This window comes from Pseudomonas sp. GM55, from assembly GCF_000282395.1.
GTDB lineage: Bacteria > Pseudomonadota > Gammaproteobacteria > Pseudomonadales > Pseudomonadaceae > Aquipseudomonas > Aquipseudomonas fluorescens_CC.
Genome location: NZ_AKJJ01000047.1, coordinates 174,347 through 197,968, shown reverse-complemented (window position 1 = coordinate 197,968; position 23,622 = coordinate 174,347). Strand labels below are relative to the sequence as shown.

At 59.3% G+C, this 23,622-nt stretch carries 20 protein-coding genes and 1 pseudogene; 5 read left to right on the top strand and 16 right to left on the bottom strand.

Annotation, left to right across the window (positions count from 1 at the left end; translation table 11 throughout):
* Positions 1–35 precede the first annotated feature (35 nt).
* Together ctaD and coxB are read right to left on the bottom strand one after the other, a co-directional pair.
* Positions 36–1,628, bottom strand: coding sequence for a cytochrome c oxidase subunit I (gene ctaD / locus PMI31_RS12755; protein WP_008018432.1), 1,593 nt, complete (start codon positions 1,626–1,628; stop codon positions 36–38).
* Between the two features lie 82 nt (positions 1,629–1,710).
* Positions 1,711–2,838: a cytochrome c oxidase subunit II gene (gene coxB, locus PMI31_RS12750; protein WP_008018431.1), complete on the bottom strand. Its 1,128-nt coding sequence runs from the start codon at positions 2,836–2,838 to the stop codon at positions 1,711–1,713.
* 370 nt (positions 2,839–3,208) lie between these two features.
* Between coxB and PMI31_RS12745 the strand changes: the two genes are divergently transcribed.
* Complete coding sequence (locus tag PMI31_RS12745) at positions 3,209–3,859, top strand: hypothetical protein (protein WP_008018430.1); 651 nt, start codon at positions 3,209–3,211, stop codon at positions 3,857–3,859.
* 48 nt (positions 3,860–3,907) lie between these two features.
* Here PMI31_RS12745 and PMI31_RS12740 read toward each other — a convergent pair whose 3' ends face one another.
* From PMI31_RS12740 to PMI31_RS12730, 3 genes are all read right to left on the bottom strand, one after another.
* The gene (locus tag PMI31_RS12740; RefSeq protein WP_008018429.1) at positions 3,908–5,434 is read right to left on the bottom strand and encodes a SulP family inorganic anion transporter; all 1,527 of its coding nucleotides are present in this window, start codon (positions 5,432–5,434) and stop codon (positions 3,908–3,910) included.
* A gap of 90 nt (positions 5,435–5,524) precedes the next feature.
* On the bottom strand, positions 5,525–6,247 hold the full coding sequence (locus tag PMI31_RS12735) for a carbonic anhydrase (protein WP_008018428.1): 723 nt from the start codon (positions 6,245–6,247) through the stop codon (positions 5,525–5,527).
* Between the two features lie 243 nt (positions 6,248–6,490).
* On the bottom strand, positions 6,491–7,549 hold the full coding sequence (locus PMI31_RS12730) for a PA0069 family radical SAM protein (RefSeq protein WP_008018427.1): 1,059 nt from the start codon (positions 7,547–7,549) through the stop codon (positions 6,491–6,493).
* A gap of 221 nt (positions 7,550–7,770) precedes the next feature.
* On the opposite strand from PMI31_RS12730, the pseudogene PMI31_RS31325 reads away from it, so the two are divergent.
* Both PMI31_RS31325 and PMI31_RS12720 read left to right on the top strand, forming a co-directional pair.
* Positions 7,771–8,076 (top strand): annotated as a pseudogene (locus PMI31_RS31325) (hypothetical protein).
* Positions 8,077–8,547: 471 nt separating this feature from the next.
* Positions 8,548–9,192 (top strand): dual specificity protein phosphatase family protein, encoded by a 645-nt coding sequence (locus PMI31_RS12720; protein WP_043302357.1) that lies wholly within the window; start codon positions 8,548–8,550, stop codon positions 9,190–9,192.
* 40 nt (positions 9,193–9,232) lie between these two features.
* On the opposite strand, the gene PMI31_RS12715 is transcribed toward PMI31_RS12720, so the two are convergent.
* On the bottom strand, positions 9,233–9,520 hold the full coding sequence (locus PMI31_RS12715) for a YheV family putative zinc ribbon protein (protein ID WP_008018424.1): 288 nt from the start codon (positions 9,518–9,520) through the stop codon (positions 9,233–9,235).
* Positions 9,517–11,568, bottom strand: coding sequence for an oligopeptidase A (gene prlC, locus PMI31_RS12710; protein WP_008018423.1), 2,052 nt, complete (start codon positions 11,566–11,568; stop codon positions 9,517–9,519). The genes PMI31_RS12715 and prlC overlap by 4 nt, the downstream gene beginning before the upstream one ends.
* An 88-nt stretch (positions 11,569–11,656) precedes the next feature.
* Here prlC and PMI31_RS12705 point away from each other — a divergent pair, with 88 nt between their 5' ends.
* A complete protein-coding gene (locus PMI31_RS12705; protein WP_008018422.1) occupies positions 11,657–12,202 on the top strand; it encodes a gamma carbonic anhydrase family protein in 546 nt (181 codons plus the stop codon).
* 26 nt (positions 12,203–12,228) lie between these two features.
* Positions 12,229–12,879, top strand: a complete 651-nt coding sequence (locus tag PMI31_RS12700; protein ID WP_008018421.1) for an HAD family hydrolase — start codon at positions 12,229–12,231, stop codon at positions 12,877–12,879.
* Between the two features lie 142 nt (positions 12,880–13,021).
* On the opposite strand, the gene PMI31_RS12695 is transcribed toward PMI31_RS12700, so the two are convergent.
* From PMI31_RS12695 to PMI31_RS12655, 9 genes are all read right to left on the bottom strand, one after another.
* A complete protein-coding gene (locus tag PMI31_RS12695) occupies positions 13,022–13,645 on the bottom strand; it encodes an ABC-type transport auxiliary lipoprotein family protein (protein ID WP_008018420.1) in 624 nt (207 codons plus the stop codon).
* Positions 13,642–14,580, bottom strand: a complete 939-nt coding sequence (locus PMI31_RS12690) for an MlaD family protein (protein WP_008018418.1) — start codon at positions 14,578–14,580, stop codon at positions 13,642–13,644. The genes PMI31_RS12695 and PMI31_RS12690 overlap by 4 nt, the downstream gene beginning before the upstream one ends.
* 1 nt (position 14,581) lies before the next feature.
* Positions 14,582–15,385 carry an ABC transporter ATP-binding protein gene (locus tag PMI31_RS12685; RefSeq protein ID WP_008018417.1) on the bottom strand — a complete coding sequence of 268 codons (804 nt, stop codon included), beginning with the start codon at positions 15,383–15,385 and terminating at the stop codon, positions 14,582–14,584.
* Positions 15,382–16,530, bottom strand: coding sequence for an ABC transporter permease (locus PMI31_RS12680; RefSeq protein ID WP_008018416.1), 1,149 nt, complete (start codon positions 16,528–16,530; stop codon positions 15,382–15,384). The genes PMI31_RS12685 and PMI31_RS12680 overlap by 4 nt, the downstream gene beginning before the upstream one ends.
* Before the next feature lie 54 nt (positions 16,531–16,584).
* Positions 16,585–17,613, bottom strand: a complete 1,029-nt coding sequence (locus PMI31_RS12675; RefSeq protein WP_008018415.1) for a DUF5924 family protein — start codon at positions 17,611–17,613, stop codon at positions 16,585–16,587.
* A 172-nt stretch (positions 17,614–17,785) separates the two neighbouring features.
* Positions 17,786–19,162, bottom strand: a complete 1,377-nt coding sequence (locus PMI31_RS12670; protein ID WP_008018414.1) for a M16 family metallopeptidase — start codon at positions 19,160–19,162, stop codon at positions 17,786–17,788.
* 56 nt (positions 19,163–19,218) lie between these two features.
* Positions 19,219–20,877, bottom strand: a complete 1,659-nt coding sequence (locus tag PMI31_RS12665) for a Na/Pi cotransporter family protein (RefSeq protein WP_008018413.1) — start codon at positions 20,875–20,877, stop codon at positions 19,219–19,221.
* Between the two features lie 300 nt (positions 20,878–21,177).
* Positions 21,178–21,945 (bottom strand): TerC family protein, encoded by a 768-nt coding sequence (locus tag PMI31_RS12660; protein WP_008018412.1) that lies wholly within the window; start codon positions 21,943–21,945, stop codon positions 21,178–21,180.
* Positions 21,946–22,030: 85 nt separating this feature from the next.
* The gene (locus PMI31_RS12655; protein WP_008018411.1) at positions 22,031–23,338 is read right to left on the bottom strand and encodes a CitMHS family transporter; all 1,308 of its coding nucleotides are present in this window, start codon (positions 23,336–23,338) and stop codon (positions 22,031–22,033) included.
* Between the last annotated feature and the right edge of the window lie 284 nt (positions 23,339–23,622).

Here is a 23,622-nt window from a genome sequence, read left to right as displayed (position 1 = left end):
CATCGCCAGCAAGCCGGCTCCTACAGGGGCGTTGTTCATTTCACTTCCGGCGGCGTAGTGAAGGTGTGATACGGCGCTGGCGACGGGATGCTCCACTCCAGGCCTTCAGCCCCATCCCACGGTTTGGCCGGTGCCTGGGGGCCGCCGCGAATGGTCTTGATCACGATGAACAGGAAGAAGATCTGCGTAGCGCCGAACATGAATGCGCCGATCGACGACACCATGTTGAAGTCGGCGAACTGCAGGTTGTAGTCCGGGATTCGCCGCGGCATGCCCGCCAGTCCCACGAAGTGCATCGGGAAGAAGGCCATGTTCATGCCGATGAACGACAGCCAGAAATGCAGCTTGCCGAGGGTTTCGTCGTACATGTGGCCGGTCCATTTCGGCATCCAGTAATAGGCCGAGGCGAAGATCCCGAAGATCGCCCCCGGCACCAGCACATAGTGGAAGTGCGCGACTACAAAGTAGGTGTCCTGGTACTGGAAGTCTGCCGGGGCGATGGCCAGCATCAACCCGGAGAATCCGCCGATGGAGAACAGGATCACGAACGCCACGGCGAACAGCATGGGCGTCTCGAAGGTCAGCGAGCCTTGCCACATGGTGCTGGCCCAGTTGAACACCTTGACTCCGGTGGGCACCGCAATCAGCAGTGTGGCGTACATGAAGAACAGTTCGCCCACCAGCGGAATGCCGACCACGAACATGTGGTGCGCCCACACGATGAACGACAGGAACGCGATACTCGCCGTGGCGTAGACCATCGACGTGTAGCCGAACAATGGCTTGCGCGAAAAGGCCGGAATGATCGAGCTGACGGCGCCGAACGCCGGCAGGATCATGATGTACACCTCGGGGTGACCGAAGAACCAGAACACATGCTGGAACAACACCGGGTCTCCGCCACCGGCGGCACTGAAGAAGCTGGTGCCGAAGTGGATGTCCATCAGCATCATGGTCACGCAGCCCGCCAGTACCGGCATCACCGCGATCAACAGGAACGCGGTGATCAACCAGGTCCAGACAAACAACGGCATTTTCATCAGCGTCATGCCGGGGGCGCGCAGGTTGAGGATGGTCGCGATCACGTTGATTGCGCCCATGATCGAACTGATCCCCATCAAGTGGATGGCGAAGATGAAGAAGGTCACGCTTTCCGGCGCGTAAGTCGTCGACAGCGGCGCATAGAAGGTCCAGCCGAAGTTCGGCCCGCCACCGGCGGTGAACAGGGTCGAGACCAGCAGCAGGAACGCTGCCGGCAACAGCCAGAAGCTGAAGTTGTTCATCCGCGGCAGGGCCATGTCCGGCGCACCGATCATCAGCGGGATCATCCAGTTGGCGAGGCCGACGAAGGCCGGCATTACCGCACCGAAGACCATCACCAGGCCGTGCATGGTGGTCATCTGGTTGAAGAATTCCGGCTGGACGATTTGCAGCCCCGGCTGGAACAGTTCGGCGCGAATCACCATCGCGAACGAACCGCCCAGCAAGAACATGGAGAACGCAAACCACAGGTACAGCGTGCCAATGTCCTTGTGGTTGGTGGTCAGCACCCAACGCATCAGGCCCTTGGCGGGGCCGTGGGCGTGGTCGGTGGCGGTATGAACATGTTCATCGATTACAGCAGTCATGTCCTGTCTCCTGCAAACAGATGGGCTGGGCAAGCCGGGGTGCGTAGCCCCGACCGGTTCCGTAGGTGCGCAATAGACCGGGTCATTTGCTTTCCGCCTGTTTCAGCTCCAGCACTTCTTTAGGCGTGACCATGTCGCCCTTGTTGTTGCCCCAGGCATTACGTTCATAGGTCACGACTGCCGCGATATCGACTTCCGAGAGTTGCTTGCCGAACGCCGCCATCGCGGTGCCGGGCTTGCCATGGAAGACCAGGCTCAGGTGAGCCTCTTTCGGCCCGGTGGCGATTTTCGAGCCCTTGAGTGCCGGGAACATCGGCGGCAGGCCCTGACCTTCGGCCTGGTGACAGGCCACGCAGGTGGTGTGATAGACCTTGTCGCCGCGATCCTTGAGTTCGTCGAGCGTCCATTCCTTGCTGGTCAGCTCTTTGAGCTGCGCGACCTCGACCTTGCGATCGGCCAGCCATTTTTCGTAATCGGCCTTTTCCTTGACCTCGACCACGGTCGGCATGAAGCCGTGATCCTTGCCGCACAACTCGGCGCACTGGCCACGGTAGATGCCGGGCTTGTCGATGCGGGTCCATGCTTCATTGACGAACCCGGGAATCGCATCGCGCTTGACCGCGAAAGCCGGCACCCACCAGGAGTGGATCACGTCGGCGGAGGTCACCAGGAAGCGCACCTTGGTGCCGACCGGCAGCACCAATGGCTTGTCGACTTCGAGCAAATAGTGCTCGCTCTTGGCTTCCTTGTTGTGGATTTGATCTTGGGGGGTGGTCAGGTTGCTGAAGAACTCGACGTCCTGGCCCAGGTACTTGTAGTGCCACTTCCACTGGTAGCCGGTGATCTGGATATCGATTTCCGGCTCACTGGCGTCGTACATCCTGATCAGGGTTGCGGTAGCGGGAATCGCCATGGCCACCAGGATCAGGAAGGGCACGATGGTCCAGAGGATTTCAACGGTGGTGCTTTCATGAAATTTGGCGGCCACCTGCCCGGTTGAGCGGCGGTGGAGAATCATCGACCAGAACATGGCACCAAAAACGATGATGCCGATCACCACACAGATCCAGAAAATGGTCATGTGCAGGTCGAATACTGCGTGACTGATTTCAGTCGCTCCAGGCGCCATATTCACAGTCCAGGCCGCTTGCGCCTGACTGAAAATCGACCACAACAGGAGGCCCATCCAGACATGTGGATGTCGCATCATTGCGGGTTCCCCTTATCGTTCTTGTTATCCCGCCGGCTTTCACCTGCGGCAAGGGAGCGGCTGCATCAGACTACGAACTTGAATCGCCGGGCCTTGCTGCACATGCAGTCGGGCGTCATCAGCTAACTCCATTCCACCCCGAGTATAGACAGCACCTCTGACCTCGCAATGCGAAGGCGTAAATCATCTGAAACAGCATTAACTTGCTTTGCAGGGCACGAATGGAGAAGGATGCAGACGAGTGGTGGCCAATCGATATAACGGGTCTGTCTCAAGGATGAAATAATTATGACAAATGCGTCTTAGCATTTTTCGTAAGCCAGCTAAGTTATGTCTTCCCTATTTCATTGCCTTGTTTCCTGGAGTTTTCATGAACACCGCCGCATTGCGCGAGCAGATCCAAAAAGCCCAACAACACGAAGCCGAGACCGGCCTGCTGACGCGTCAGCTGGAAAGCAAACTGCCTCATCTACACCCGGCGATCCAGTTGCCGGAAGCGGACGCCAATGGCGTGCTGACGCGTTTTGTCGCCGCTTACATCAATGAAGTTCCTGATCTGCTGGACGCAGCCAATGACGTCGCCAGGGAAGCGGGCATTGAGTCACAGATCAAGCCGGTGCTGATAATCGCCGAGCAGTACTTCCTCCAGCCGCCAGCCATCATGGCCGGTCATGTCGGGCTCGACAGCCTGCTGGATGAAGCCTATCTGGCGCACCGGTTTGTCGAAGAGGTCAACGACCTGTACATCAAGCATTTCGGCCAGCCACTGATCCCCCTGGACATGACTGTCGCCAACTTGATTGCTCACCAATTGATCGGTGAGGAATTTGCCAACCAACTGGACGAGGCGGTGCATCACGCCGTGGACGAGATGCTCAACGACGAAAGCTTCGCGCTGGAATCGGTCGAAGCCTACCGTGAGAAGCTCAACAGCCCGGACACCGGCGCCGCGTGGAAACGCTGGCCGTGCATGTCCCGCCGTTTGGGCGTAAGTCTGGAACTGGATCAGCCGGCGGCTTGATCCATCGGTAAATGCAGGAGCGAGCTTGCTCGCTCCTGCACAGGAACCTCAGCCAACTGCACCTATGCCGGTATTCGTCCGCACCCGTCCCTCCAACCTTCGCTTCAATCCCCGCGATTCAATCAACAGCTTCGACCCCTTGGCCGCATTCGCCCGCCCCCATTCCTCCAGCAGTTCCAGGCACGAGTGATCGATGTAGCTCAAATTGTTGAGCGGTACATGCACTGTCGTGCCCGGCGCAATACTACCCAGAACTTGAGTCAGCGCCGGCACTTTGAGGAAGGTCGCCGCGCCCACCAGACGCAATTCCATTTCCCCTTCCCGGGGCAGGTCGATCAGGCTGATTTTCAAGCGAGAGGCTTTCAGTGCCAGTTTTAACAGCGTCAGGCCGAAGCCAATCAATACGCCAGTCAGCAGGTCCGTGAAAACGATGGCGAGCGCAGTTGCCGCGTAAGTGAACATCGGCGCCCGACCATACCGGCCCAAACCACGAAAGACCTTGAGATCCACCAGTTTGAAGCCGGTGTACACCAGCACGCCCGCCAGGCTTGCCACCGGAATGCTTTGCAGCACGCCGGACAACAACAGCACGAACGCCAGCAGCCACAGGCCGTGGAAAATGGTCGAAAACCGCGTGGATGCTCCGGCCTGTACATTCGCCGAACTGCGCACGATGACGCCGGTCATTGGCAACGCGCCAAGCAGGCCACACAACATGTTGCCGACACCTTGTGCCGACAATTCCCGGTCGAAATCCGCGCGCTGGCCGCTGTGCATGCGGTCAACCGCCGCGGCCGAGAGCAAGGTTTCGGCGCTGGCGATGAAAGCCACGGCAAACGCGGCGATCAGCAAGGTTGGATCCGCCAGGTTGAGCAGATCCGCCGGTTTCAGCCAGTCGATGGCTTCCGTCAGGTTGGCCGGCACCTCAACCCGTTTGACCTGCAATGCCAACACCAGGCTGGCAAGCGTGACCAGAACGACGCCGAGTAGCGCGCCAGGAATGAAGCGCAGGGATCGCGGACGGTATTTTTCCCACAGCCACATGACAGCAATCGTCGACAAACCAAGCAAACCGGCTTGCCAGCCAAACGTGGGCAACGCCTGAGCCAGCGCCGCCGGGAAGGCTGCCAGGTTGTCCAGGCCCGAGGGCTTGGGCACGGCATCCAGCATCACATGCACCTGAGACAGGACAATCAGCACGCCAATCCCGGCCAGCATGCCGTACACCACCGCAGGCGCCGTCACCCGAAACCAGCATCCCAGTTTCAAGCGACCGGCCACCAATTGCAGCAAACCCGCCAGCAACAAAATGGGCCCGAGCATGGCGATGCCGTGTTGGCGGACCAGTTCGAATACCAGAACGGCCAGGCCCGCCGCCGGGCCGCTGACCTGTAGCGGCGAGCCGGCCAACCAGCCAACGACCAGACCACCGATGATGCCGGTGATCAGCCCCTTGGCCGGCGGCAGCCCCGAGGCAATCGCGATGCCCATGCATAGGGGCAGGGCGACCAGGAACACAACCACCGAAGCCAGCAGCTCCCGCGGCAGAACAGCTTTGAGTCGAGCAGCACGCATGCTGAGTCTCCCGAAGTTTTCTTCAGGCATGGCAAAGCCAGGCTGCCCGAACGGCAGCCTCGGCAAAACCACACAACGATTTAGGAGGATTTAGAAGCGCGCTTTGGGCGTCGCCACGGGAATTGGCAGGCTGCCATTGAGCGGCAGGAAACAACCTTGATCGGCGTCGTACGCTTTGATTTCGCTGGTTTCGATGTTGTAGACCCAGCCGTGGATAAACAGCTGACCGTTGGCCATGCGCGAGGCCACCGACGGATGGGTGCGCAGATGCTGCAATTGGGCGATCACATTCTCTTCGGTGAGGACGTGCATGCTTTCGCTTTCGTTAGCGCAGTTGCAGTTCTCCTGCACCATGGTTTTGGCCACTTCGGCATGACGCAACCAGGCTTTGACCGTGGGCATTTTTTCCAGACTGTCCGGGTTGAGCACCGCACGCATGGCGCCACAGTCGGAATGCCCGCAAATGATGATGTGATGCACCCCCAGAGCCAGTACGGCGTACTCGATGGCCGTGGAAACACCACCGTTCATTTGCCCGTAAGGCGGTACGACGTTACCGACATTGCGGGTCACGAACAGGTCGCCTGGGGAGCTCTGGGTAATCAACTCGGGAACGATGCGCGAATCGGCGCAGGCAATGAACATCGCTCGTGGCCGCTGGGCCGTGGCGAGTTTCTTGAAGAGCTCTTCCTGCTGGGGAAAGACCTCATGATGAAAATGCAAAAAGCCGTCAACGATATGCTGCAATGCTGCATCGGCGGTTTCGGCCTCGGGTTGGGCTGAAGCCAACGGCTGTTTATCCTTGTCACTCATGATTCATCCTCATTGGCGGAGTCAGGGAGTCATCCCGTGTGGTTCCGTGTGAAGCCAGTGGCTGGTTAAAAAACATCCAGGCCAAACATCTCGACCCATCAGTCACTCGGTGAACAAGGTAGCGGCAAAATCTTAATTCAAACTGAATCAACCGCTCTAGAACGTGTGTTCCAGGTCACAAAAAACGTGACCAGCGTTATGCGTGAGCACGCTCTTCAGTACTCAACCTTAGGCCAATTGTCCTCAAATCAACGACATTTGGCGACCCGGCGGACAAAAGGCGTCGCAGTCCAGATTGAACCCCTCCCGGTGATTGAGTCCCAGCCGCTTGATCGCTTTGGCAAAGCGCTGCGCCAACAAGTCCGCAAACGGGCCTTCACCGCGCATCCGCGCACCAAAGCGGCTGTCATAAAGCTCGCCACCACGGCTCTGGCGAATCAGGCTCAGGACGTGCGCCGCCCGTTGAGGGTAGTGGGCGGCCAGCCACTCCTCGAACAGGGGCGCCACTTCAAGCGGCAGGCGCAGCATCATGTAAGCGGCGCTCTGCGCCCCGGCGTCGTGGGCCTCGGCGAGCAGGCTTTCGAGTTCGCTGTCGTTGATCATCGGAATCATCGGCGAACACAGTACCCCCACCGGAATGCCTGCATCGCGCATGACCCTGATCGCCCGCAACCGGGCCTTGGGCGCTGCGGCGCGGGGTTCGAGGATGCGTTTGAGTTCGTCGTCCAAGGTGGTCAGGCTGATCATTACCGCCACCAGTCTTTGGCTGGCAAGCTCGGTCAGCAGGTCAAGGTCGCGAAGAATCAGCGAGCCCTTGGTGACGATGGTCACCGGGTGCCGGTAACGCAGGAGTACTTCGAGGGTTTGCCGGGTGATCCTGTATTCACGCTCGATCGGCTGATACGGGTCGGTGTTGGAGCCCAGGTTGATCGGCGCACATTGATATCCACGCCGGGACAGTTGTTCTTCCAGCACCTGTGCGGCGTTGGTCTTGGCGATCAGCCTGGTTTCGAAATCCAGCCCTGGCGACATGTCCCAATAGGCGTGGCTTGGCCTTGCGTAGCAATAGATACAACCATGCTCGCAGCCGCGATAGGGATTGATCGAACGATCGAACGGCAAGTCCGGCGAGCTATTGCGGGTGATGATGGTTTTCGCCGTTTCGATGCGCACCTCGGTGCCCTGGGTGAGCGGTACTTCCTGGTACCAGCCGTCGTCTTCGGCCACCGAATGGCTGGGGGCAAAGCGGTTGTGCGGGTTGGTTGCGGTGCCGCGACCACGTGGGGGCAGAGAGCTAACCATCGACGGATTCCTGTATCTGTATATCCATACAGTACACAACTCACTGCGTATCGACCAGTACCGCTCAGCCCTTCATCTGATGACAGGGCCTCATGAGTTTACTTGTTCAACAAATGAAAAGAAAACTAAGGAAACATATAGTCAGTGGCTGGATTTAATACCTACCAGTATATTTAACCCACCGAATAAAACCCCACTCCTCCAAACAAATAAAAGGATTTATGAATGTCGTCTTTAATCGGCGCGGCATCTTTCTTCAACTTATGTAACCGGGTCCTTCGGAGCCAAACACACTGGTTTCACTGCAACTGGCTCGAAAGGAGCTCAGTTGGGACGCTGAAGATGAAGTTCAAATTGAAAGTTTGGTAGGCTCGGAATTTTACACTGCTGTTTCCACAGACGGTGGTAACTCGTTCAGTATCAAGGCCGTTGGCAAGGATGTCGACGTAGACGAGACCATCGGCGCTGCCGACAAAGCCAATTTACAGGCGCTGGCCAAGGCCTATGCCAGTATCGTCAATCCATGAGACCTGACTTTCTGATTACTGAATAGTGTAATTGCCGAATGCATCGAAAATTCGTTGAAAGACATACATATAACTATCAAGTCAATTAGATCAGCAAAGTATCCAAACACAACAATTGAGCCGCGCGCCAATATCCTTTCGGGAGCTCTCTCCGTGACATTTTATATAAAGGACAAGGTAACACTTTAAAGCCTGGATCTTGCGCTTGCCTTTTATCAACAACAAATAATTGCTCCTCCGGGTATGGCGTGTCCTTGTCGTCTCCCCGCTGAGCTACCCGAGCTTCGAGTAGGTGTTGAGGTGTTTGACTATGGAGCTGCACTGAGCGATCCGCTCAAAGCGTTTATCAAACTGAAATGTAATCCAGGTCGCGGCTTCACGATTCTTTGACGGTCCACTCACAGGCCTTTGACCGTGCATGCCTGATCCTTGCCACTATCTTTCCGTCCCTTTCTGAACGGTCACTCAAGCATGCCTTTACCACGATTTTTATCTGCGATATGCCTCTCGCTGGTTGCACTCGTTAACCTGACACCGGCACTTGCCGACGATAATATGTCGGCTCGTCCAGCTGAGTGGGCTCAATCGGTCGAGAAGCAATACAACCTCTTCCAGATGTCGCCGACGCTCTACCGCAGCGCCTTGCCGGACAAGGGTGCGGTGCCGCTTCTGGAGAAACTCAAAGTCGGCACGGTGATCAACTTCCTGCCTGAAGCGGACTCCAGTTGGTTATCCACGCCAGGCATCACGCAAGTACAGCTGCCTTATCGCACCAACCATGTGGATGACGCCGACGTGCTCAAGGCCTTGCGCGCCATCAAGTCTGCCGAAGCCAAAGGCCCGGTGCTGATGCATTGCAAACACGGCTCCGACCGTACTGGCCTGATGGCGGCCATGTACCGGGTTGTCATCCAGGGCTGGACCAAGGAGGAGGCCCTGAACGAAATGACCCAGGGCGGCTTTGGCGACAGCACCCACTTCAAGGACGGCATCCGCTACATGATGCAGGCCGATGTCGACAAACTGCGCACGGCACTGGCCAACGGCGATTGCAGCACCAGCCCGTTCGCCGCGTGCTCAATGAAGAGCTGGTTCAAGTCCGCTCATATCGAATAAAAAAGCCCCCGTTGCATCGCGCAACGGGGGCTGCTTTCACTCAGTGCTGTTCGTCGGGCTTTTTCTTCAGCTTCGGATTCGGGAAGAACTGAACCGCCTGAACCTTGGTGTCGGCTGGTTTGAGTGCGCTGGTATTAACCCGCGTACCTAACTCCTTGGGCACCGACAGCCCTTGCTCATTGAGTGTGTCGGAGTAACCGCAGGCCACGCACTCACGGTGCGGGACCTGGTCTTCATTCCACATCATCAATTTGTCCGGCTCGCTGCATGCCGGGCAGACCGCCCCGGCGATAAAGCGTTTTTTCGTAATCACAGGTCCCTCACTCATGCTGCTGCGTCCTCACTCAGGCCGCTGTGGCGCAAGAGTGCGTCAATCGATGGCTCACGGCCACGGAAGTCGACGAACAGCACCATCGGCTCCTGGGATCCACCGCGTGCCAGGATCGCTTCACGGAAGGCGCGACCGGTGTCGGCGTTGAGCACGCCTTCTTCTTCAAATTTCGAGAAGGCATCGGCCGACAGCACTTCTGCCCATTTGTAGCTGTAGTAACCCGCGGCATAACCGCCGGCGAAGATGTGCGCAAAGCTGTTGGGGAAGCGGTTGTAGGCCGGCGGACGCATCACCGAGACCTCGTCGCGTACGCCTTCGAGTACTTGCAGCACGCCGCGGCCATCGCCGTGAGTGGCGTGCAGTTCGAAGTCGAACAGCGAGAACTCCAGTTGGCGGACCATCATCAGTCCGGACTGGAAGTTTTTCGCCGCGAGCATTTTCCCGAGCAGGTCCTGAGGCAGTGGTTCGCCCGTTTCGTAATGACCGGAAATCAGCGCCAGGCCTTCCGGCTCCCAGCACCAGTTTTCCATGAACTGACTTGGCAGTTCGACGGCATCCCAGGCCACGCCGTTGATGCCGGACACACCAGCATGCTCGACGCGGGTCAGCAGGTGATGCAGGCCGTGACCGAATTCATGGAACAGGGTAGTGACTTCATCGTGGGTCAGCAGCGCCGGCTTACCGCTGTCTGCGGGGGTGAAGTTGCACACCAGGTTCGCCACCGGGCTCTGCAATACGCCCCTAGCCGTGCGGCGACGATCGCGGGCGCCATCCATCCAGGCCCCGCCACGCTTGTTGGCGCGAGCGTAGAGGTCGAAGAAGAAGCGGCCGACGTGCTGGCCGTTTTCCTTGATTTCAAACAGGCGGACATCCGGGTGCCAGGTGTCGAAGCCTTTGAGCTCGGCAATCTCGATGCCGTACAGGCGCTGCACGATGGCGAACAGGCCGCTGAGTACCTTGTCGATCGGGAAGTAGGCGCGCAGGGCCTCCTGGGCCACGCTGTAACGTTGCTCGCGGAGTTTTTCGCCGTAAAAACCGCTGTCCCAGCTCTGCAGGTCAGGGCAACCTTGCTCGGCAGCGTAAGCCTTGAGCTGTTCCAGATCCTGGGCGGCGAACGGTTTGCTGCGCTTGGCCAGGTCACGCAGGAAGCTCAGCACCTGATCGCTGGATTCGGCCATTTTGGTCGCCAGGCTCAGCTCGGAGAAACTGCTGAAACCCAACAGCTTGGCCAGCTCCTGACGCAGGTCGAGGATTTCTTCCATGACCGGGCCGTTGTCGTTCTGACCGGCATTCGGTCCCTGGTCCGACGCTCGGGTGCAGTAAGCCGCGTAGACTTCTTCACGCAGTGCGCGGTCCTGGGCGTAGGTCATCACCGCGTAATAGCTCGGGAATTCCAGGGTGATCAGCCAGCCTTCCAGATCCTTGGCCTGTGCCGCGGCGGCCATTTGCGCCCTGGCCGAATCGGTCAGGCCGGCGAGGGCGGCTTCATCGGTGATGTGCTTGGTCCACGCCTGAGTGGCATCGAGCAACTGGTTGGAGAAACGGCTGCCCAGCTCGGACAGCTTGCTCTGCACTTCGGCGTAACGCTTCTGTTCGGCTTCCGGCAGGTCGATACCCGACAGACGGAAGTCACGCAGGGAGTGTTCCAGGATAGTTTTCTGCGCCACGTCGAAACCGGCGGCCTCCGGGCTGCTGGCCAGAGCTTCGAAGGCCTGGAACAGTTCGCGGTTCTGGCCCAGTTCGGTGGAATAGGCGCTCAAGGCCGGCAGGCACGACTCGTAGGCTTCACGCAGCTCGGCGCTGTTGCACACGGCGTTGAGGTGACTGACCGGACTCCAGGCGGCGCCCAGGCGGTCGTTGAGCTCGTCCATCGCCAGCACCAGGCCGGCCCACGTTGGCTGCTTGACCTGAGTCTTGAGGATCTCGACGATGGCAGCGCGGTTGTCAGCCAGGATCTGTTCAATGGCCGGTTGTACGTGTTCGGCGCGGATGGCGGAGAACGGTGGCAGGTCGTAGGACTGCAAAAGAGGGTTGTTCACGCTCACGGTTGATACCTTGGCTGGAGAAACATGCAGCCATCTTAATTACAATCGACACTCACCGCAGCTATCAGCGACAGAGAGAAACCCTATCGTGAACCTTCGCAAGTATCAGGACCATACGCCCCGGCTCGGCAAAGGCGCTTTTGTCGACAGTTCGGCGGTGGTGATCGGCGACGTTGAAGTCGGCGACGACAGCTCGGTCTGGCCGCTGACGGTGATCCGTGGCGACATGCACCGCATCCGCATCGGCGCGCGGACCAGCGTGCAGGATGGCTGTGTGTTGCACATCACCCACGCCGGGCCATTCAACCCGGATGGTTTTCCATTGCTGATCGGCGATGACGTGACCATCGCCCACAAGGTCATGCTGCATGGCTGTTCGGTGGGTAGCCGGGTGTTGATCGGCATGGGCAGCATCGTCATGGACGGTGCGGTGGTCGACGATGAGGTGATCATCGGTGCCGGCAGCCTGGTACCGCCGGGCAAGCATCTGCAAAGCGGCTTCCTGTATGTGGGCAGCCCGGTAAAGCAGATCCGCCCGCTGACTGACAAGGAACGCGCCTTTTTCACCTACAGCGCGGCGAACTACGTGAAGCTCAAGGACCTGCATCTGGCCGAAGGCTACGACCAGCTTTGACCCGGCCCTCTTATTCAGGATTCAACATGCATTACCAAACCGTTTTATTCGACCTCGATGGCACCCTGACCGACCCGCGCGAAGGCATCACCCGTTCGATCCAGTTCGCCTTGGGCAAACTGGGTATCGACGAACCCGACCTGGCCAAACTCGAACATTTCATCGGCCCGCCGCTGTTGCAGGCGTTCATGCAATTCTATGACTTCGACGAAGCCAAGGCCTGGGACGCGGTGAATTTCTACCGCGAGCGATTCAAGGTCACCGGCCTCTACGAAAACCGTGTGTTCGACGGCGTCACGCCGCTGCTGGAAACCCTGAGCGGGCAAGGCCGGCAGTTGTACATCGCGACCTCTAAACCGTGGGTGTTCGCCCGGGAAATCGCCCGGCATTTCGATTTTGCCAAGCACTTCAAGGTAATTTACGGCAGCGAACTGGATGGCACCCGGACCAACAAGGTCGAGCTGATCGCTCACCTGATGGCCGAAGAAAACCTGGACCCGGCCAACACCTTGATGATCGGCGACCGCAAGCACGACCTGATCGGCGCGCGCAGCAATGGCCTGGACGCGGCGGCGGTGGGTTACGGGTTCGGCAGCCACGAAGAACTGAGCGCTGAAGCACCGGCGTATCACTTTGAAACGCTGGAAGCGCTGCATCAGGCGTTTTTACAGCGATAGTTGAAACGCACCGAACCAATGTGGGAGCGGGCTTGCCCGCGAAGAGGCCGGCACATCCAACATCGATGTGACCGACAAACCGCCATCGCGGGCAAGCCCGCTCCCACAGGGTCTCAGTTGTTGGGCAGTGCGCGATCTGCTTTCAGGGCCTTGGTGGCGGCGCCAGTCTCTGTCCTTGCTCGACTGTCCAGTTCACCACCTGTGCGGTCAACTGATCGTTCGCCTGACCAAATCCGGCCACTACCGCCGGGACTTGCACATTGCTCAACGGCTGGCGCACTTCAAAGCGGCGGCTGGCGAGGATGCGCTGGTCGTAACTGCGCACCAGCAATGCATCCAGACGCACCACCACGCCGGCATTCGTACCCTGGTATTCAGTCTGGAACGCCTGCAGGCTGCCGCCCAATTCAAGATCGGTCTGGAAAATACTGTCGTCGGTGCTCAACAACGGCACCCGCCCGTCATGCTGGAACCCTTCCAGCAGGCGGTTGCGCACCAGTACCGGCACCGGGTCGCTCCAGCGCGAGCCCTTGTAGTGGCTGATCACATCGCCCTGCGGAATCACTGCAATGTTCGGACTGTTCAACGCTTCGCTGGACTGCAGTTTGGTCAGGCGCAACGACCAGCGTTGCGGCGTGCCATGGCTGGCCGATGCATTCTGGACCGAAGGCAATCGATAGACCTCGAAGGGCTCGGGCTTGGGCAGGATCGAGCACGAAGCGATCAGCGTGAAGCCAGCGAGGAGGGCGAACCGAATCAGCTTCATGGCGTGAATTCCTTGGTCTTTTCACCGCCCAGCAGGTAACCGCTGGGGTTGGCCTCCAGACGTTTGGTAATAACGCGCAACGAGGACAGGGTTTCGCGCATCTCGCGCACGGCCGGGCCCAGGCCATTGAGACCTTGCATGCCGCTGTTGAGCGAATCCTGATTGGCACTGATCAGTTTGTTGAGGGTGGCGCTACTCTCCTGCAGCGACTTCATCGCCTGCTCGGCACTGCCGAACGCCTCCTTGCCATGATCATTGAGCAGCCCGTTGGCATTGCGCATCAGCGCCGTGGTCTGCTCCAGCATGTTGTTGGCCTGCTTGCCGACCGAGGCCAGTTGCTGCATGGCCTGGCGAATATCGCCGCGCTGCTCGGCAATGGTCCCGGTGGTTTGCTCCAGGTGCTCCAGGGTATTGCTGATGCGCTCGATGTTTTCCGTGGAAAACATCAGGTTGACGTTTTGCATCAGCGTGTTCACACCGGACATCAAGTCGTTGCTGTCATTGAGCAAACGGGCGATGGGCGAGGGCGAGGCGACGATGGTCGGCAGGTTGCCATCCTTGCCCTTGAGCGTCGGACTCTGAGGCGTGCCGCCGCTGAGCTGGATGATCGAGGTCCCGGTGACGCCGGTCAGGGCCAGTTTGGCATTGGTGTCTTCCTTGACCGGCGTATCACCGGCCAGGCGAATTCGCGCCAGCACCCGGCGTGGGTCTTTCGGGTCCAGGCGTAGCGAAATCACATCGCCGACCTTGATCCCGCTGTACTGCACCGAACTGCCCTTGGACAAACCACTGACCGCCTCGTTGAACACGACCTCGTAGTCCTTGAACTCGGTATCGACACTGGACTTGGCCAGCCACAGGCCGAACAGCAGCGCGGCTGTCACCACAATCACGGTGAACAGGCCAATCAATACATGATGGGCTCGGGTTTCCATGTCAGACCTCGTTGAGCTGTTGGGCGGCTGTCAATGCCGCGCGGCCGCGAGGGCCATGGAAGTATTCGTGAATCCACGCATCGTCGGTTTCCGACACCTTGTCGATGGCGTCCGCCACCAGCACCTTTTTCTGCGCCAGCACCGCCACCCGGTCGGTGATGGTGTAGAGCGTGTCGAGGTCGTGGGTCACCAGAAAGACACTCAGGCCCAGGGCATCGCGCAGGGTCAGGATCAATTGATCGAACTGAGCGGCGCCAATCGGATCGAGCCCCGCAGTGGGCTCGTCGAGAAACAGGATGTCCGGGTCCAGCGCCAATGCCCGGGCCAGCGCGGCACGCTTGATCATGCCGCCGGACAGCGACGAGGGGTACTTTTCTGCCGCCGACAGCGGTAACCCGGCCAGGGCCATTTTCACCGCCGCCAGGTGCTCGGCATCGTTGCGGCTCAAGCCGGCGTGTTCGATCAGTGGCAGGGCGACGTTCTCGGTCACCGTCAGCGACGAGAACAGCGCGCCTTTCTGGAACAGCACGCCGAATCGCCGCTCCACCCGCGAGCGCTCGTCCTCGGACAAGGTTGGCAGGTTCTTGCCGAAGACTTTCACCACGCCTTCGCTGGGCTGGCGCAACCCGACAATGCTGCGCAGCAGCACCGATTTGCCGCTGCCGGAGCCGCCGACCACGGCGAGAATTTCACCCTTGTACAAATCCAGGTCGAGGTTCTCGTGCACGCTCTGGCGGCCAAAGCGGTTGCACAGCCCACGCACTTCTATCACCGCCTCGGAGGGCGCTCGGGGGATACGACTCACCAGCCCATCTCCATGAAAAACATCGCGGCTATCGCATCGAACACGATCACCACGAAAATCGACTGCACCACACTCGACGTGGTGTGAGCGCCGACGGATTCGGCGCTGCCACTGACCTTGAAACCTTCGAGGCAGCCAATGGCAGCAATCAGGAAAGCGAACACCGGTGCTTTGACGATCCCCACCAGAAAGTGCTGAACACCGATGTCTGTTTGCAGTAGCGAGATGAACATCGCTGGCGAGATATCCAGCGCCACCGCGCAGACCACGCCACCGCCGATAATCCCCGACAGCATCGCCAGAAAGGTCAGCATCGGCAGGGCGATCAGCAACGCCAGGACCCGCGGCACCACCAGCAACTCCACAGGGTCGAGGCCCAGCGTGCGGATGGCGTCGATTTCTTCGTTGGCCTTCATCGAACCGATTTGCGCCGTGAACGCACTGGCGGTGCGCCCGGCCATCAGGATCGCGGTCAGCAGCACACCGAATTCGCGCAGGAAGGCAAACCCCACCAGGTCTACGGTGAAGACCGTGGCGCCGAAAGTGGCCAGCACCGTCGACCCGAGAAATGCCACCACGGCGCCCACCAGAAAAGTCAGCAACGCAACGATGGGAGCGGCGTCGAGACCGGTCTGTTCGATATGGGCGATCATCGGCGTGACGCGCCAGCGCTTGGGACGGAACAGGCCTCGGATAATGGTTTCGATGATCAGGCCAACGAAACCCAGCAGTTGCAGGGTGTCCTGCCAGACGGCGTCCACCGCACGGCCGATGCGGGTCAGCAACTGAACGGTAACGCTGATTTCCGGCTCTTTGATCGGCACGCAGAAATCGGTCAGCGAGCAGTAGACCGTTTGCAGCAACGCGCGATCGGCGGAGGAGAGCGTGCAATCCGGATGTTCAGCAGAGCGGCCGAGGCGCTCGGAGCCAAGCAGCTCTACCAGCAACGAGGCGCCGGCGGTGTCGAGGGCGCCGAGGCCGTTGAGGTCGATGGGGGTGTTGGCGTCGTATTGGCCGTGGAGCTTTTCGCACAACAGCTTCAGGTCAGTGTAATGGGCAAGCGTCCAGTCGCCCGTCACCCGCAACCGCGCAGGGGTGAGCGACGTGTCCAATCGGGCGTTGCCGGCCATCGTGCTGCTGATCATAAGCTCCGTGCTTGTTCAGTGATTTCGCAGCTCTACGTAATAGCACGAACCGTACTACTTTTCTTTGATCGCTGTGCTGTCCGTGACTTCGAAACGCAGCACGCCGATGACCTGGCCATCTTCGGTCAATACCCGAACCTGCCATTTGCCGGCCGGATTGCCCGGGAAGTTCTGCTTGTGGGTCCAGGCCCGGTAACCTTCCTTGCGCCCGCCGCGAATATCCAGAGGGATGCGGTCGACCTCTTTACCGTTGAACTGCCAGACGTGATAAATGCGCTCGTCCAAGCCACGCGGAGCATTGATCGCGGTGTACGCGTAGAGCCCGCCATTGCGGATCTGCTCGGCGCTGACTTCGTCGAGGCTGGCGCCCGGCGTACGGTCCTGCATTTGCGTGCTGATGGCCACGTCGGTCATCCACAGCGTCGCCGGCGGCACCCACGAACGCAGCTCCCAGCCGACGAAGCCAATGCCCAGGGTGATACTCAATATCGCCAGCGCACTGCGCAGGGTACGAATCGGGAAGATCGACGCCAGACTCGGGAACGACAACAGCACCGAGATCCCCAGTGCCCATTTGAAACTTTGCGCGGTGGTCAGGTGCATGATCACCGGCAACGCAGTGAGCAGCGCGGCGAACAGGGTCAGGGTGTGCAGGGCCAGAAACGCCCAGCGCCGTGGCGCCAGCCACTTGTAGTAGAGCGGGTCGATAATCGAAATCAGCGCCGCGACGCCCAGCAGCCCGGTGAAAACCAGCTGGCCGCTGTTCCACGTCGTGGTGATGAAGAAAAACGGCAGGACGAAAAACAGGCTTTCCTGATGGATCATCTGCGTCGCGTAGCGCAGCAACGGTTCCGGGATTTCGCGCTTGAAAATGCGCGTGAACAGCTTGGTCAGGCTGTTTTCCAGCATCAGCCAGATCCAGCTGATCAGCATGATGGTGGTGATCCAGCTCGCCAGGCCTTGCTGGCGATCGACCAGAATGAAACTGCACACCCCGGAGATGAAACCAGCGAGCGCAATGACCCCAGGGTAGCGCTTCATCAATTCGAGAATGCGCTGTACGAAAAGGGTCAGGTTTTGCATTCGGCGGGTTCACATTCGTCGTAGGAAAAAACCTCGACAGGGTACCCGCGAGGGCGCCGCGTGGCGAGGGTAACCTGTAGGAGCGAGCCTGCTCGCGAAGCGGTGTAGCAGTCGACATCACTGCTGGATGGGCCAACCTCTTCGCGAGCAGGCTCGCTCCCACAGGGAATGTTTACTTTTCGCGATGAAAACGCCACGCCACAAGACTTAGGAGCAGCAACCCCGCCACTCCGACCACCAGCCACATCAACTGGTCATAACTGAATACAGGTTTCTCGATCCGCAAATACCCCGGTTGCAACAGCAGCTCACGCACGGCCTTGTTCGCCTCTTCCAGCGTCACCCCTTGCAGCTCCCGGGCCGGGTCGGTGAAGCGGCCGTCCTCGTAATCACCGATGGCGCTCCAGTAGTAGTCGGCCAACGCGCTGTTGCCTTGTACGGCCCAGGCCTGACGGGCAATCGCGGCCTGCTTCAGGCGGTTGAAGGTGTCGACGTTGAGGCCGTCCTTGAGCAGTCCGGCCTTCAAGTCATCGAGCACTTGTTCGGCCTCTGGCACATCGTCGCGCTCAAGGTCGGCATTGAGGCTCATGAAACCCACGCCGCCGAATACCTGGCGTTCCGCCCACGGACCGTAGGACAGACCGTGAGCCAGGCGCAGCTGGCGATAAAGCGCCCAATCCAGATAATCCTTGAGCAAATCGAAGGTTTGGTCGTGCCCGTCTTCCAGCACCGGCTCCGGCACCAGCCAGTGCAGTTTGGCGCCGTTGCCGACCAATCCGTGGGTCAGGGTGCGCTCGTGGGCAGCGCTGGCCTGGATTTGCGGCAGCGGCGGATGCTCGCCGGGGGTAATCGCTTCCAGCGCGCCATAGGCCCGTTCCAGATAAGCCGGCAGTAATTTGTCGAGGTCGCCGACTACGATCAGGGTCATGTTGTTCGGCGCGTACCAGTCCTTGCGCACCCGTTCCAGTTGCTCACGGGTCAGGTCATCGACTTGCGCACGCTCCGGGCATTTGAGGCCCAGCTCCACGGCCAGCTGGTTGCTGGCGGTGTGGCCCAGGTCCTGACGATCGAGCCAGCGTTGCAGGTGCGAGTAATGGCCACCGTCTTCGCGCTCGACCACTTGCTTGGCCGCGTTGATAGCGTTGTCGTCGAAGTGGGTCTGGGTCAGCAACGCCAGCAGCAGGTCGAGCACTTTGCGCTGGTTTTTCGCCGGGGCTTCGATGACGAAGGTCGTATCGGCATTGCTGGTGAAGGCGTTCCACTCACCGCCCAGGGCCTGCATGCGTTCTTCCAGGCCACCTTCGCCGCTGGCGTCGATACCGCTGAACAGCAGGTGTTCCAGCAGATGCGGCAGCTCCTTTTCTTCGCAGTTGAAATCGTCCAGGCCAACGCCGACCACCAGCCGGATCGCCACATGCCCACGGTCGGTGCCGGGTTTGAGCAGCAACTGCAAACCGTTGCGCAGCGTGTAGCCCTCGACCTGGAAGCGATCCAGGGCGAATGACGGGAGTGAACCAAGCAACAGGCAGGCGAACAACAGACAACGCATAACGAGGTTCCGTACGGCTAGCGTAAGTTCTACAGACTTCAGGCAACTGTGGATGTTCAGGGTGAATGAGTAATGTCAGTCAAATCGTCGACCATCAGTGCACCGGTGTCGGATGTTTCCAGAACCACGTAGGCACTGCTGCAAAACAGCGAATTCAGACGCTTCATGTCGGCAATCAACTCCAGGTGCAACGAGCTGGTTTCGATACTTTGCACGATTTTACGTTGCAAGCGGCTGACATGAGCGTGAGCCAGGCGCCGTTCCTGTGCGCGGAAACGCCGCTTTTCACGCACCAGCTGGCGGGCACTTTCCGGATCACCACTGAGAAACACCGACATCCCGAGCCGCAGGTTGGAAATCAACTGAGTCTGCAGCCCGGTCAATTCGTCCAGCCCGACTTCGGAAAACGACCGACGCTGCGAGGTTTTCTGCTGCTGGACCTTGCGCAGCATGCGTTCGATCAAATCGCTGGCGAGTTTCAGGTTAATCGCCAGTTCGATGATTTCCGCCCAGCGCCGGCTGTCCTGATCGCTGAGATCTTCTCTGGGCATTTGCGCCAGATACAATTTGATCGCGCTGTACAGCGATTCGACATCGTCGGTCAGGCGCCGCATTTCCTGGGTGACGGCGGTTTGCTTGCCGCGCAAAACGTCGAGCATGGCTTCGAGCATGCTGTCGATCAGGTCGCCCATGCGCAGGGTTTCCCGAGCCGCATTGGCCAGTGCCAAACCGGGGGTGACCAACGCCGTGGGGTCAAGGTGCCGGGGCTTGGCCGTACCGTTGGCCAGCGGACGCTCAGGCAGCACCCAGGCACAAAACCTGGCCATCGGCCCGACACTGGGCAGCAGGATAAGGCAACGCGCGGTGTTGTAGAGCAGGTGAAAGCCAATGACCATTTCCTGAGGACTGAAATCGAAGCCATCGAGCCAGTGCACCAACGGATCGAGTACGGGAATGATCAATAAAAGACCAATCAGTTTGTACAGCAGGCTGCCCAATGCCACTTGGCGCCCGGCAGCGTTCTGCATGCTGGTGCTGAGGAAGGCGAGCACGCCGCTGCCGATATTGGCACCGATCACCAGCCCGATGGCTACCGGCAGGCTGATCACATTGGCGCCCGCCAGGGTCGCGGTCAGCAGCACGGCGGCCAGGCTGGAATAGGACATCATCGCGAACAGCGCGCCAACCAGGGCGTCCAGCAGGATGTCACCAGTGAGCGAGGCGAAAATCACCTTCACCCCTTTGGCATGGGTAATCGGGTGCGCCGCTTCGACAATCAGTTGCAGCGCCAGAATGATCAAGCCCAGGCCAATGGCGACACGGCCCATCTGCCCGAGTCGGGTCTGCTTGCGTGACAGAAAGAAAATCACCCCGACAAAAATCAGCAGCGGCGACAGCCACGACAGGTCGAACGTCAGCACCCGCGCCATCAGCGCCGTACCGACATCGGCACCAAGCATGGTAATTAGTGCCGGCGTAAGCGCCATCAGGCCCTGGCCGACAAAGGAAGTAACCAGCATTGCGGTGGCGTTGCTGCTCTGGACCATCGCCGTCACGACGATCCCGGAGACGAAAGCCAGCCAGCGGTTGGACATGTTATAGCCAATGACATGGCGCAGATTGGTGCCGTAGACCCGCAGGATGCCGGTTCGGACGATGTGCGTGCCCCAGATCAGCAGGGCCACGGCAGAAAGCAAATTGAGCAGGGTGAGCATACCGGCCCCCTGTGGTGTAGCGCCCCAAAGGAGCAAGTTAACGGTGCCGCACGACGTTCTACATTCTGTACTTAAGCTGTAGTTGGCTAACGGCCTGCGCGCCAGCATCGCATAGCCAAAGAAGGGATTGAAATAAAACTGTCATGAAACCGTGTTCATGCAGACATGAAAAAGGGGCCCGAAGGCCCCCGACTTTATGTAGGAGCGAGCTTGCTCGCGATGGACTCGAACGCTCCGCGTTTATCTCGTAAACACGCGTTTTTGTTAACGACCATCGCGAGCAAGCTCGCTCCTACCGGGTTACTGGCCCGGAATGTCCTTGCGCAGCTTTACCGGAGCCTGCTGCGCCTTCTTTTTTGCAATGGCTGTGCGCATCCTGATGTTGATCGCTTCCACTGCCAGCGAGAACGCCATGGCGAAGTAGACGTAGCCTTTTGGCACGTGCACGTCGAAGGCTTCGGCAATCAGCACCGTACCCACGATCAACAGGAACGACAGGGCCAGCATCTTCAGCGATGGGTGCTTGTCGATGAACTCACTGATGGTGCCGGATGCCCACATCATCACCAGCACCGCCACGATGATTGCCGCGACCATGACCGGAACATGGGAGACCATGCCGACCGCGGTGATCACCGAGTCCAGGGAGAACACGATGTCGATGATCGCGATCTGAATGATGGTGTAGAGGAAGTTGCCGCCCTTGCCCGAAGGCTCTTCGTTGGTTTCGTCTTCACCTTCCAGCGCGTGGTACATCTCTTGCGAGCTCTTCCACAGCAGGAACAGACCACCGAAGAACAGGATCAGGTCTCGCCCGGAAATACCCTGACCGAACACCACGAACAGGTCCGCTGTGAGTCGCATGACCCAGGTGATCGACAGCAGCAACAGGATTCGCGTGACCATGGCCAGCGCCAGACCGAAAATTCGGGTGCGCGCCTGCATGTGTTTGGGCATGCGGCTGACCAGGATCGAAATCATGATGATGTTATCGATACCCAGGACGATTTCCAGGGCGGTCAGAGTGAAGAAGGCAACCCAGATCTCAGGGTTGGTCAGCCATTCCATGTGTATTCCTTTGAGCGATTGTTAAACCACAAAGGGCCCGGGCTTCAAACAACGAAGCCTGGACCCGAAGTGGTGAGTCTTGGGCTTATAGAGTGCTGAACACCGGGAAAGTCCCCAACAGCAGCGCAGCAATCAGTATGCAGATACAAACCAGCACTGCCCACTTGAGGGTGAAGCGCTGGTGGTCACCGAAGTCGATACCGGCCAGGGCCACCAACAGATAGGTCGATGGAACCAGCGGGCTCAACAGGTGGACGGGCTGACCGACGATCGAGGCACGTGCCATTTCCACCGCGGTTATACCGTAATGGCTCGCGGCTTCGGCAAGTACCGGTAACACGCCGTAATAAAATGCATCGTTCGACATGAAGAAGGTGAACGGCATGCTCACCAGCGCCGTGATCACTGCCATATACGGGCCGAGGAAATCCGGAATCACCGCCAGCAGGCTTTTCGACATCGCATCGACCATCCCGGTGCCGGTCAGGATACCGGTGAAGATACCGGCCGCAAAGATCAGCCCGACCACGGCCAGCACGCTACCGGCGTGAGCCGCGACACGATCCTTCTGCTGTTGCAGGCAAGGATAGTTGACGATCATGGCGATACTGAACGCCACCATGAACAGCACCGGCAACGGCAGCAGGCCGGCAATCAGGGTGCACATCAGGGCCAGGGTCAGGGCGCCGTTGAACCAGATCAGCTTCGGACGACGGGCATCCGGGAACTGCGAAACGCTGATTTCGCTGTGGTCGATTTCATCGCCCACCAGATGCAGCTCGCCCAGGCGTGCACGCTCACGCTTGCCGTAGAAGTAGGCAATGACCAGGATCGCCACCACACCGGCCAGCATCGCAGGAATCATCGGTACGAAGATCTCGGACGGGTCCACATGCAACGCACTGGCAGCGCGAGCGGTCGGGCCGCCCCATGGGGTCATGTTCATCACGCCACCGGCGAGGATGATCAGACCGGCCATGATCCGCGGGCTCATGCCGATACGGCTGTAGAGCGGCAGCATGGCGGCCACGCAGATCATATAAGTAGTCGCGCCGTCACCATCGAGGGAAACGACGAGCGCCAGTACGGCGGTGCCGACCGAAACTTTCAGCGGGTCGCCCTTGACCAGTTTGAGAATCTTGCGCACAGCCGGGTCGAACAGGCCGGAGTCGATCATCAGGGCGAAGTACAGGATTGCGAACATCAGCATCACGCCGGTTGGCGCAAGCTTGGTGATGCCTTCGAGCATCATCGGGCCTATCTTCGGCGAAAAACCGCCGAACAGGGCGAAGATGATCGGAATGATGATCAGGGCGATCAGCGCGGAAAGGCGCTTGGTCATGATCAGGAACATGAACGTGATGACCATGGCGAAGCCAAGGAAAGTCAGCATGGGAATACTCCAGGCGTAGCGCGACTAGGGAATGGGCGGATCGGGCGAGATCAGCGCAGTACGGGAAGCACGGAACGTACGGACGGAGTTACAGCGAAGCGGCGGGTAGAGGAGGACATCAGAATCACCATTGTTGTTGTTAAATGGGCCTGGCAAGCAATCGAACGCTTGCATTGGCCACCGGTCTTTTGCCGGTAGTGGCGGCGATCCTAATCGGGGAAGCTTTCAGCCAGCTTTCGCCAATGAAAGCAAGGACCGGATGTGCAACCGATCGTCGGATTGGG